Here is a 10,837-nt window from a genome sequence, read left to right as displayed (position 1 = left end):
AGCGGCGTCGTGCTCGGCCAGGTTCTAGCCGGGGGCGCGGCGAGCCTTATCAATCTCGTCATCCACGCTGTTCTGCTCGCCGCCGTGGTGTGGACGGTGCGGCGGCTTTCTGTAAGCGACAGATTCGTGCCGCATCTTGCCCAATACACGCTCATCATCGTCGCCACCGGAACGCTGCTCGTGGCCGGACATTGCGTCGAGGTCGTGCTGTGGGCGGTCACCTACGGTTTCGTCGGCGCGGCGGCGCCCGGCGCGCGTCTCGTCGAGCTCGCCTTCGCCAATTACACCACGCTCGGCTATAACGGCACGCCGCTCGCCGAGAATTGGTGGCTGCTCGCGCCCATGACGGCGCTGAACGGCATCATGCTGATCGGCTGGTCGACGGCGCTCATCATCGAGATCCTGCGGCACGGCGGCGAGACGGCGCCTTCTTCTTAGCGGCGGCGGCGCGTTTCCGCGCGGCGCGCTTCTTGGCGGCCTCCTCGTGCTTCTCGCCCCATTTCATGCCTTCGAGCTTCATGCCGTCGGGGTCGAGGAAGAACACGGCGTAATAGTCGTCGTAATATTCGCCGGCCGGATCGACGATGGTCGCGCCACTCTTTTCGAGATAGGCCTGAAGCGCATCGACGTCCTTCCGGCTGCGGAGCCGAAAGGCATAATGGTGAAAGCCGATATCGCCCTTGCGGTATTTGTGCTTCTTGCCCTCCGCGTCGGCGGCGGCGATCCAGAACAGCGTCTTGCCGTTGGCCCAGCCCATCATGCTGCCTTCATATTCGGCCTCGACGCCGAAGCCCAAGAACTCCATCAACGGGGCATAGAAGGCCTTGGACTTCTCGAAGTCGCCGACGCTCAAGACGAGATGATCGATCCCTGTGACGCGCACCATGAGTCTCTCCCTTTTTGGCCGAATAACGCGTGTCCGTGCTTAGCGACGCACGCGAAAAGCACAATTTTGCGTCATGACGGGTTAGGCCGGGCATGACGAACGCCTATGGGATTGGTATTAGGGACAGATGACGGCGGGAGAGGGAACGGCAGCGAAGCCAAGCTTCGGCGAGCGGATAGCGCGCGCGGCGGCCGTCTTCCTCGATCCGCGCGTGCTGATCATCCTTCTGCTCGGCTTCTCCTCGGGGCTGCCGCTCGCGCTGTCCGCCTCGACGCTCCTTCTGTGGATGAAGGACGTCGGCGTCGATCTCAAGACCATCGGCCTCTTCTCCCTGGTCGGCGTCCCTTACACCATCAAGTTCCTGTGGGCGCCGATCGTCGATGCGTTCCAGATTCCGATCCTCGGGCGGCTGCTCGGCCACCGGCGCGGCTGGCTTGTATTCTCGCAACTCCTGCTGATGGCGACGATCGTGTTCCTCGGATTTCAGAATCCGCTCGCCAACCCCTGGATGGTGGCGCTTGCCGCAGTGATCGTCGCCACCGCCTCGGCCACCCAGGACATCGTCATCGACGCCTTCCGCGTCGAATATCTGCCGACCGAGAACCAGGCGGCCGGCATGGCCTATTTCGTCGCCGCCTACCGCGTCGGCATGCTGATCTCGACCGCGGGAGCGGTGGCGCTGGTCGCCTATTTCGAGCATGTCGGCGTCGATAAGAGCCTGGTGTGGGCCTACGGCTATGCGGTGATGGCGGCGCTCGTCGTCATCGGCATGGTGGCGGCGCTGCTGGCCAAGGAGCCGCGCGCCAAGGAGCGCGAGGCGGAGGCCGAGGCTCTCGGCGAGCGCGAGGGCAATCCCCTGTTCCGCTTCTTCCGCGCGGCCTACGCCGCGTTCGCCGATTTCTTCTCCAAGAAGGACGCCCTGCTCATCCTCCTGTTCGTGGTTCTCTACAAGCTCACCGACACCTTCGCCGGGGTGATGACCGGACCGTTCGTGCTCGATATCGGCTTCGACAAGGCGAGCTATGCCGCCATCGTGAAGGGCGTGGGCTTCGCCGCGCTTCTCATCGGCGGCGTCGCGGGCGGAGTGCTCGCGCGCGCCATGCCGCTCTCCCGCGCACTGCTCGTTGCGGGCGTGCTCCAGGCGGTGGCGAATTTCACCTTCTCCTGGCTCGCCTGGCTCGGCACCAACCATCTCGGGCTCGCCGTCGCCATCTCGACCGAGAACTTCACGAGCGCGATCGGCACCGTCGTGTTCATTGCCTATCTCTCGGCGCTCTGCTCGAGCCCGGCGCACACGGCGACGCAGTTCGCGCTGCTGACCGCGCTCGCGTCGTTCGGGCGCACGACGCTTGCCTCGATCACGGGCTACGTGGCCGAGAGCGTCGGCTGGATCGCGTTCTTCGCGCTGTGCGCCGCCGCCGCGATCCCGGGCCTCCTGCTGCTCTGGCTGCTTACGGCCCGCGGCGATTTCGCCGAGATCGAGGCGAAGGAACGCGCCGCCAATTCGGGGTGACGGCCCGCGCGCGTCACTGATTCAAACGGCTACCACCACCAGCCGCCGCAGGGGACCCAGCCGTAGCCCGGCGCCCAGCAGCCGCGATAGCGCGGCCCGATATAGATGCGCGGGCCCCAGCCCCAGCCCCAGCCGCCCCACCCGCGGCCCCAATGGCCGTGCCAGTGACCGTGGCCGCCGTGCCAGTGCCCGTGCCAATGGCCGTGGCCGCCGTGCCCGTGGCCATGGCCATGGCCCGCGGAAGCGGTGACAGGCGCGAGCGCTACCGAAGCGAGCGCCAGCGCCCCAAGAACCAACATCAAAAATCGTCGCATGGTCGTCTCCTTGCAAATGGCAAAGGAATTATCGAGTGCCCATTACAAAATGTATGAGGGCGCGACGTGGTTCCTAGCGCCGCGCTCCGGAACATTGCGTCTCAGGCCGGGCGCCGTTGGTTACATGGCCTTGCGCGACTTGACGGCGGCGGCGAGCGTGCCCTCGTCGAGATAGTCGAGCTCGCCGCCGATCGGCACGCCATGGGCAAGCCGCGAGACGGTCACCTCGGTGCCGGCGAGCTGGTCCATCAAATAGTGCGCGGTCGACTGGCCCTCGACGGTGGCATTGAGCGCGAGCAGCACTTCCTTGACGTGCGGGTCGCGCGCCCGCTCGATCAGCTTGGCGATGGCGAGGTCCTCGGGACCTATGCCGTCGAGCGGGGAGAGCGTGCCGCCGAGCACGTGATAGAGCCCGTTGAGCACCCCTGCGCGCTCGAGCGCCCACAGGTCGCCGACCTCCTCGACCACGCAGATCAGAGAGCGGTCGCGGGCAGGATCGCGGCAGAGCGTGCACGGGCTCTGCGTGTCGATATTGCCGCAAATCTCGCAGGTGAGGATCGTGTCGCGCGTCTCGGCGAGCGCGGCGGCAAGCGGGGCGAGAAGCTGCTCCTTCTTCTTCACGAGAGCGAGCGCGGCACGGCGCGCCGAGCGGGGGCCGAGTCCCGGCAGCCGCGCCAAGAGCTGGATCAGCCGTTCGATCTCGGGCCCTGCCGCGACTTTCGCCATTAAAGGCGCTCCGCGCACGGTTGGGCGGCTCGGAGCGGCCAAGCTGTATCCCCTCGCTCCTGGTGGGATAGGGAGGAGGGGTCTGCAAATAGGCACGCACTGCCCTTCACCCCCCTCCGATCGCGCCTGGCGCGAACGTGCTCCCCCACCAGGGGGGAGCGGGGAGCGAGCGGCAAGTTTGTCGGCTTGTTCGGAGTCATCAGAACAGCTTGAGGCCGGGAGGGAGCGGGAGGCCGCCAGCGAGCGCCTTCATCTTCTCCTTCATCGCCTCTTCGACCTTCGACTTGGCGTCGGCGTGGGCCGCCACGACCAAATCCTCGAGGATCTCGCCCTCGCCGGGCTTGAGCAGAGACGCATCGATGCTCAACCCGGTCATGTCGCCCTTGCCGTTGAGCGACACCACGACCATGCCGCCGCCGGAGCGTCCTTCGACGACGGTGCGCTCCATCTCGGCCTGCATCTCCGCCATGCGGCCTTGCAGCTGTTGCGCCTGCTTCATCATCTCAGTGAAGTTCTTCATCGGCTCGTCCCGTCCTCTCTCACATCGTCGGTCTCCTCGCCCGGCCCATCGGCGTCCTGCGGCGTGGCCGCCGGCCTCACCGCGGCGATGCGGGCGTCGGGAAAATGCTGGAGCACTTCCTTGACCTTGGGGTGCTCGCGAATCGTCTCGATCTCGCGCGCTTCCTTCTCCCGGCGCTGCTGGCCGAGCGGCTCGGCGCCGGGCTCGTCGCTGACGGCAACGATCCACACCCGGCCCGTCCAGGACTTCAGCTTGCGCATCAGCTCCTGCGTCAGGTTCTTGGCGGCCTGCGGCAGCGGATTGAGCTCGATATTGCCCGGCTTGAAATGGACGAGGCGCACTTGCTCAAGGAGCGCGTGCTTCAGTTTCAAGTCGCGCTTTGCCTCGGCAAGAGCCACCACGTCATCGAAGCTCCTGAGCTCCAAGGAGGGCGCGGCCTCGGGCGGGGCCGAATTTTCCGACTCTTCGGCTTGCCGCCCCGCTGGCGATGGCGCCGGGGAGGATATTGCCGGAGCAGCCTTTGCTTCGCTCGGAGCGGGCTTGCGTGCGGGCTTCGGTGGAGGCGATGGCGGTGACGGCGCCTTCTCGCTCCGGCCGCCGCCATCGCGCAACTGCCGGGCAAGCTCGGCGGGCGGCGGAAGCTCCGCGGCATAAGCGAGCCTGACCAGGACCATGTCGGCGGCGGCAAGCGGGCGCGGGCTCGAGCGCACCTCCTCATGCCCCTTGAGCAGCATCTGCCAGGCGCGGGCGAGCGCGGGCATGGAGAGGCGCTTGGCGAGATCGGCGGCGCGCGCGCGCTCGGCCTCGCTTATGGCGGGATCGGCGCTCCCTTCGCCGGCCGCCTTGACGAGCGTCACGGCATGCACCGCATCGGCAAGGTCGGCGATCACCTGGCCGGGCTCGGCGCCGTCGCGATTGAGCTCGGCAAGCTGGCCAAGGGCAGCGCCCGCGTCGCCCTTCAACACCGTCTCGAGCAGATCGAAGATGCGGCCGCGGTCGGCAAGGCCCAAGAGACCGCGCACGGACTCGGTCTCGACCTTGCCGGCGCCAAAGGCGATAGCGCGGTCGAGGATCGAAAGCGCGTCGCGCACGGAGCCTTCGGCGGCGCGCGCGATCAGCGCGAGCGCGCCCTCCTCGGCGGTCGCGCCTTCCTGCGCGGTGACGCGCTTAAGATGCTCGATGAGCTCATCGCTTTCGATGCGCTTCAGGTCGAAGCGCTGGCAGCGCGAGAGCACGGTGACCGGCACTTTGCGCACCTCGGTGGTGGCGAAGATGAACTTCACGTGCTCAGGCGGCTCTTCGAGCGTCTTGAGCAGGCCGGCGAAGGCCGGCTTGGAGAGCATGTGCACCTCGTCGAGGATGTAGACCTTGTAGCGGGCGGTGTTCGGCTTGTAGTGCGCGCTGTCGATCAGATCGCGGATGTCGTCGATCCCGGTATGGGAGGCCGCGTCCATCTCGACCACGTCGAGGTGGCGGCTCTCGAGGATGGCGCGGCAATGGGCGCCCTCACCGTCCATGTCGAGCGTTGGGCCCGACACGCCCGGCGCCTCGTAATTGAGCGCGCGGGCGATGAGCCGCGCGGTCGTGGTCTTGCCCACCCCGCGCACGCCGGTCAGCATATAGGCCTGGGCGATGCGGCCCGACGCGAAGGCGTTGCGCAAGGTGCGCACCATGGCGTCCTGGCCGATCAGCTCGGCGAAGACCTTGGGGCGGTACTTGCGCGCAAGCGCGATATGGCTCTCGCCAATCGCGGCGGAAGAGGCCTGAGCGTTGCCGGCTGAGCCGGGCGTACTCTTCTGATGGCGAGGTTCGGACATTTTCGTGGGACTATCACGCCAGGCTCGAGCCCAGCAAATACGCACTATAGCGCTTTAAGGCGAGGTGGGAGGCTGGACGAGCAACCCGCGAAACGCTCGTTAGGGCTGCTTCCTTCCGGACCTGACCCGGTTGGCGAGGCACGCGCCTGCCGCCAACCTCCCGAAGAGAGTATATCGGAGATCGGCTGCCCCGTGGCAACCCGGCTTCACGCCTCCGGCAATCTCGCGCCGGGCAGATCCTTGCCTATAGGCGAAGCGCAAGGTTCGAGGTCCTGCCCGGCTCTGGCCACTTCAAAAAAGGGGGTGTCCGGAACTTTTCGGCGAAGCTCAAGGTTTCTGCCGGCGAGACTCGCTTCATTTCTGGGCAATGCAAGGAGTGCTCGCATGACCAATCCATCCGACTCGCCAAAGAAGGGAATTTGCCGCCGTTCGGTGCTGAAGAGCGTGCCGATGGTGGCGGGCGCCATCATCTCGACAAGCGCGGTTGCGCCGAACCTCTTCGCGCAGACGAAGCTCACGCACGACGCCGCCAAATATCAGGATCACCCCAATAACGGCCAGCAGTGCTCGGGTTGCGTGCAGTTCGTGGCGCCGGCGTCCTGCAAGGTCGTTGAGGATCCGATCAGCGCGAGCGGATGGTGCCAGCTCTTCCAGGCCAAGTCTGCCTAGATTCAATCGAGCGGCGCGAGCTTATCACGCAGCGCGGGCGCGGAACTTCAACGGGGCCTCCGCGTTAGGTTGCGTAGAGGCACGGTTATGTTTATGCCCGCTGAATATGCCTGGTTTGAGCCGGTGCTCATCGCGGCGATCATCGTTTTCATCGTCGACTTCGTCGGTAGCGTCATAGTCTTCAGCCGGCGTCCCGCCCTGAACGCACTTACCTCGGCCGTCTTGTTTGCCATCGGCTTCGGAGCCTTGGTCTATTACGGTTATGGCAAGATAGACGTGTCGCTTTCGACCACGCCTTCGCCAAGCGCCCCGGTGCACGGCGCCCAAGCGTCCGCGCCGCAATCCTCGCCGGCTCAATAGCTGGGTCAAGTGTTCCCGGTCTTCGGAATTGTTGCGGCTTCGGCGGTATTGTATTTTCTCGGCGGAGTTTTTCGCCTAGCCCGCCTGCAGCAAGAAGGAATGCCCACCAACAAATTTTAACAGAAGGAAGCGCCGGCATGACCCACACGCAGCTCTTGACGTTCGTAGTGTGCTTGGTGGTTCCGATGGCGGCGCTCGCCGCCCAGAAGCAGTGCGGGGCCGAGACCTGCGGCAGCCCCGTGAAGACACAAAAGACCATCAACGGCGTGGTGCACAATTGCGACTCGACGACGTGCTCGAAATCGTGCTGCACGCTCGGAGATCCGCCGGTATGCAGCGTGGAGAAGACCACGACGAGCAGCTGCACGCCGGCAAAGACGATCAGCCCCGGCAAGCAAATCCAAAAATACAAAGCGCCATCGGCGACCATGAAGCAGCAATAGGCTCTCCCCGCGTCCGGAGGCTCGACGCCGTGCGCTCGGGGCGGCCGCTAGCCGCTCGGCTCGAATCCGCCCTCGCGCCAATAGAGCCAAAGCAGGAGAAGCAGCCAGGCGGCGATGAACCCGTCTGAGAAGACGGTCAGGAAGTTGTAGGGCGCGTAGTCCGAATTGAGCATCGTCTCGCGGATGTGCCCGTAAGCGGCGCCCAGCATGAACAGCGACCAGCCGAGCCCGGTCGCAAGCCAGAACGTGCCGCCGATCCAGATGCATAGAAAACCGAGCACGCCCCAGGCGCCGTCGTGCATGCCGACCTCGAATTGGAACGGGCTTCCCGGCGCCCAGCCGATCATGCGCGCCGTTTCGTCGGCAAAAAAGACATGGGGAATGAAGCCGAGCGGCAGACCGATGACGCCGACATCCAGCACGAGCGCGTAGAGCAGGAGAATATGAATGACGCGGCGCCGCGTCCGGGGCAGCTTGCTCACATAAAGATGCAGGACAGGAAGCAACACGCTTAAGAGCGCGATGGCAATGCCGATCATGGGAGCCTCCCGACCCTAAGGCTTCCGCAAGATAAGCGATTCGCGCTCTTCAGCCGTGCGTCGCCTTGAGCTTGGCGCGGAAGGGACTCGCCGGGTAGGTGCCGAGCACGGTCACTTCACTCGAGAAGAAGTGCAGCTCTTCAAGCGCAAGCGCGACCGGCCGCTCCTCGGGGTGGCCCTCGATATCGGCATAGAACATGGTGGCGTTGAACGAACCTTCGAGCTGATAGGACTCGAGCTTGGTCATGTTCACGCCGTTGGTGGCGAAACCGCCGAGCGCCTTGTAGAGCGCGGCCGGCACGTTACGCACGCGAAACACGAAGCTCGTGACCACCGGGCCGTCGCTCTTCGGCACCTTGACAGGCTTGGCGGCGAGCACGACGAAGCGCGTGGTGTTGTGCTCGGCATCCTCGATATCGGCTTTGGCGATCTTGAGACCATAGATCTTGGCGGCAAGGCTCGAGGCGATCGCGGCCTTGGTGCGGTCGCCCTGCTCGCGCACGTGGCGGGCGGCGCCCGCGGTGTCGGCCTCGATCACCGGCTTCAACTTGAGCGCGGCGATCGCCTTGCGGCATTGGCCGAGGGCCATAGTGTGGCTGTGCACCGTCTTGAGATCGGAGAGCTTGGCGCCGGGGAGGGTGAGAAGCTGATGACGCACGCGCTCGAAGTGCTCGCCGACGATATAGAGACCCGAATGCGGCAGCAGATGATGGATGTCGGCGACCCGGCCGGCCACCGAATTCTCGATCGGGATCATGGCGAGCCTGGCTTCGCCCGATTTCACCGCCGCGAGCGCATCCTCGAAGGTATTGCAGGGAAGCGCCTCCATGTCGGGAAAGGCGTCGCGCGCGGCGAGGTGCGAATTGGCGCCGGGCTCGCCCTGGAAGGCGATCTTGTTCACCTTTGACTTGATCATAGGAGTGCGGCTTGTGGAACTCGTCATGCCCGCGAACACAGGGCATGACTGGAAATCAGGATGGCCGGGAAAGAATTTCACGCGCCCGTTTGAGGTCGGCGGGAGTATCGACACCGAGGGGGACGGTGTCAACGAGACCGACATGGATGCGCATGCCGGCTTCGAGCGCGCGGAGCTGCTCGAGTTTCTCCCGCTGTTCGAGCGGCGATGGAGGCAGCGAGACGAAGCGCTTCAGCGCCTGCCGGCGGTAGGCATAGATGCCGATATGGTGGAGGAGCGGGCCCTCGCCGTGGGGCGCGGTGGCGCGGGTGAAATAGAGCGCGCGCAGCGTCACTCCTCCCTTGAGCGGGGTGCCCACGACCTTAACCACGTTGGGGTCGGTGCGCTCCTCCTCGCGCGCGATGACCGCCGCGATGGTGCCGATGTCGCCGTCGTGGTCGCGCAGGGCGGCGAGACAGCTCCGCACGAGGCGGGGGTCGAGCGTGGGCAGGTCGCCCTGGAGATTGACCACGACCTCGATCTCGCCCTTGGGGTCGAAGGTCTCGACGGCCTCGAACACGCGGTCGGAACCGCTCGGGTGATCGGCCCGTGTCATCAAGGCCTTACCGCCAGCACGCAGGACCGCATCGCGCACCGCCTCTGCATCGGTTGCGACCACGACCGGCCCGCAACCCGCCTCGGTCGCGCGGCGCCAGACATGCACGATCATCGGCTCGCCGGCAATGTCGGCAAGCGGCTTGTCCGGAAGCCTTGTCGCTTTCAATCTGGCCGGTATAACGATAAGGCAATCTGCCATGAGCGTGGGTCCTGGCTTGGCGGGAAATTTTCCTAGGCCAGAGCCGGGCGTAAGGCAAATTGTCTGAGTTGCAACAAGCCCATACGCTCTATAGTGTCGCGCCGCGTCGCAAGAGCTGCTCAAGTAGCCTTGCTTTGGGGGGAATTGGACCATGAATTATTACCGCTTCAATCAGATCGCCATGGCAGTGCTCGGGGCGCTGTTGCTGTTTTTCGGCGCAAGAACGCTGATCAACATCGCGTTCGAGGAGCACGAGGAGACGCCGGGCTACGAGGTTCCCGGCACCGAGGCCGGCAAGCCCGGCGGCGAGAAGCCGGCCGGCGACGAACTCCCTGCCCTGCTCGCCAAGGCTGACGCCAAGCATGGCGAAGAGGTCGCCAAGAAATGCGCGCTCTGCCACAATTTCGAGAAGGGCGGCCCCAACATGATCGGCCCCAATCTCTACGGCGTGCTCGGCCGCAAGATCGCAGGCCACGAAGGCTACGAATATTCCGACGCGCTCAAGGCGAAGAACAACGAGACCTGGGACTATGAGAAGATCGACAAGATGATCACGAACCCCGGCGAATACGTGCCGGGCACCAAGATGTCCATCTTCCCCGGCTTGCCCGATGCCAAGGACCGGGCCGACGTGCTCGCCTTCCTGCGCACGAAGAACGACAACCCGCCGCCGCTTCCCGAGGCGAAGCCGGGCGGAGAGACGCCGGCGCCGGCCCCCGGCGGCGAGGCCCCGCCGGCCGCGGGCGGAGGCGACTTCATGGCGCTTCTCGCCACCGCAGACCCCAAGGCGGGCGAAGCCGATGTCGGCCTCTGCAAGGTGTGCCACACCTTCAACAAGGGGGGCGCGGCGCTCGTCGGGCCGAACCTCTATGGCGTTGTCGGGCGCAAGATCGCTTCGGTCGAGGGCTTCAACTACACGCCGGGGCTGAAGGCGCATGAAGGCGACTGGACCTTCGACAAGCTCGATGCGTGGCTCACCAACCCGGCGGCGTTCGCTCCCGGCACGATGATGGCCTTCCCCGGCATTCCCGAGGCCAAGAAGCGGGCCGACGTGATCGCCTACCTCAATGCCAACAGCGACAGCCCGCTGCCGCTGCCGAAACCCGGCGCGGGCGGGGCGCCGGAGGAGAAGAAGAGCGAAGCACCAGCCGCCGCGCCGGAGGAGAAGAAGAGCGAAGCACCAGCCGCCGCGCCGGAGGCCGCGCCCCCCGCTGCTCCCGCGCCCGAGGCCGCTCCTGCGCCTTCGGCCGAGACGCCTGCGGCTCCCGCGCCCGAAGCTGCGCCGTCAGCCGAGACGCCGCCGGCTCCGGCTCCAGAAGCTGCGCCTTCGGCTGAGAC

The 10,837-nt window shown here is 65.7% G+C and carries 14 protein-coding genes and 1 other RNA gene; 6 read left to right on the top strand and 9 right to left on the bottom strand.

Translation table 11 applies throughout. The features are described from left to right. The coding region (locus tag VFB18_RS00980; protein WP_324970409.1) for a two pore domain potassium channel family protein at positions 1–438 on the top strand (438 nt) is incomplete at its 5' end. On the opposite strand, the gene VFB18_RS00975 is transcribed toward VFB18_RS00980, so the two are convergent. Then, positions 392–886: a VOC family protein gene (locus VFB18_RS00975; protein WP_324970408.1), complete on the bottom strand. Its 495-nt coding sequence runs from the start codon at positions 884–886 to the stop codon at positions 392–394. The genes VFB18_RS00980 and VFB18_RS00975 overlap by 47 nt on opposite strands. A gap of 127 nt (positions 887–1,013) precedes the next feature. Here VFB18_RS00975 and VFB18_RS00970 point away from each other — a divergent pair, with 127 nt between their 5' ends. Then, the gene (locus VFB18_RS00970) at positions 1,014–2,399 is read left to right on the top strand and encodes an AmpG family muropeptide MFS transporter (RefSeq protein ID WP_324970407.1); all 1,386 of its coding nucleotides are present in this window, start codon (positions 1,014–1,016) and stop codon (positions 2,397–2,399) included. 29 nt (positions 2,400–2,428) lie between these two features. Here VFB18_RS00970 and VFB18_RS00965 read toward each other — a convergent pair whose 3' ends face one another. From VFB18_RS00965 to ffs, 5 genes are all read right to left on the bottom strand, one after another. Next, positions 2,429–2,713 carry a hypothetical protein gene (locus VFB18_RS00965; RefSeq protein ID WP_324970406.1) on the bottom strand — a complete coding sequence of 95 codons (285 nt, stop codon included), beginning with the start codon at positions 2,711–2,713 and terminating at the stop codon, positions 2,429–2,431. 120 nt (positions 2,714–2,833) lie between these two features. Next, entirely contained in the window at positions 2,834–3,439 is a 606-nt protein-coding gene (recR, locus tag VFB18_RS00960; RefSeq protein WP_324970405.1) for a recombination mediator RecR, read from the bottom strand. A 199-nt stretch (positions 3,440–3,638) separates the two neighbouring features. Then, positions 3,639–3,959, bottom strand: coding sequence for a YbaB/EbfC family nucleoid-associated protein (locus tag VFB18_RS00955; protein WP_324970404.1), 321 nt, complete (start codon positions 3,957–3,959; stop codon positions 3,639–3,641). After that, positions 3,956–5,776 (bottom strand): DNA polymerase III subunit gamma/tau, encoded by a 1,821-nt coding sequence (locus VFB18_RS00950; RefSeq protein ID WP_324970403.1) that lies wholly within the window; start codon positions 5,774–5,776, stop codon positions 3,956–3,958. The genes VFB18_RS00955 and VFB18_RS00950 overlap by 4 nt, the downstream gene beginning before the upstream one ends. 62 nt (positions 5,777–5,838) lie before the next feature. Continuing rightward, positions 5,839–5,939: signal recognition particle sRNA small type (gene ffs, locus VFB18_RS00945), an RNA gene on the bottom strand. Between the two features lie 221 nt (positions 5,940–6,160). Between ffs and VFB18_RS00940 the strand changes: the two genes are divergently transcribed. From VFB18_RS00940 to VFB18_RS00930, 3 genes are all read left to right on the top strand, one after another. Continuing rightward, on the top strand, positions 6,161–6,445 hold the full coding sequence (locus VFB18_RS00940) for a high potential iron sulfur protein (RefSeq protein WP_324970402.1): 285 nt from the start codon (positions 6,161–6,163) through the stop codon (positions 6,443–6,445). Between the two features lie 87 nt (positions 6,446–6,532). Continuing rightward, positions 6,533–6,805 carry a hypothetical protein gene (locus VFB18_RS00935; protein ID WP_324970401.1) on the top strand — a complete coding sequence of 91 codons (273 nt, stop codon included), beginning with the start codon at positions 6,533–6,535 and terminating at the stop codon, positions 6,803–6,805. A gap of 137 nt (positions 6,806–6,942) precedes the next feature. Continuing rightward, the gene (locus VFB18_RS00930; protein WP_324970400.1) at positions 6,943–7,248 is read left to right on the top strand and encodes a hypothetical protein; all 306 of its coding nucleotides are present in this window, start codon (positions 6,943–6,945) and stop codon (positions 7,246–7,248) included. 47 nt (positions 7,249–7,295) lie between these two features. On the opposite strand, the gene VFB18_RS00925 is transcribed toward VFB18_RS00930, so the two are convergent. Genes VFB18_RS00925 through VFB18_RS00915 form a run of 3 tightly spaced genes read right to left on the bottom strand, consistent with a single transcriptional unit; the run spans position 7,296 to position 9,499 of the window. Further along, positions 7,296–7,787: a DUF6790 family protein gene (locus tag VFB18_RS00925; protein WP_324970399.1), complete on the bottom strand. Its 492-nt coding sequence runs from the start codon at positions 7,785–7,787 to the stop codon at positions 7,296–7,298. Between the two features lie 49 nt (positions 7,788–7,836). Further along, the gene (locus VFB18_RS00920) at positions 7,837–8,703 is read right to left on the bottom strand and encodes a prephenate dehydratase (RefSeq protein WP_324970398.1); all 867 of its coding nucleotides are present in this window, start codon (positions 8,701–8,703) and stop codon (positions 7,837–7,839) included. Between the two features lie 55 nt (positions 8,704–8,758). Then, positions 8,759–9,499: a 3-deoxy-manno-octulosonate cytidylyltransferase gene (locus tag VFB18_RS00915; protein WP_324970397.1), complete on the bottom strand. Its 741-nt coding sequence runs from the start codon at positions 9,497–9,499 to the stop codon at positions 8,759–8,761. Between the two features lie 151 nt (positions 9,500–9,650). Between VFB18_RS00915 and VFB18_RS00910 the strand changes: the two genes are divergently transcribed. Beyond that, on the top strand, positions 9,651–10,837 hold a 1,187-nt coding region (locus tag VFB18_RS00910; protein WP_324970396.1), incomplete at its 3' end, for a cytochrome c family protein.

The sequence above is a fragment of the Methyloceanibacter sp. genome, assembly GCF_035650995.1.
Classification (GTDB): Bacteria; Pseudomonadota; Alphaproteobacteria; order Rhizobiales; family Methyloligellaceae; genus Methyloceanibacter.
Note: the sequence above shows the minus strand (reverse complement) of the source record. Positions and strands in the feature narration are given on the sequence as shown.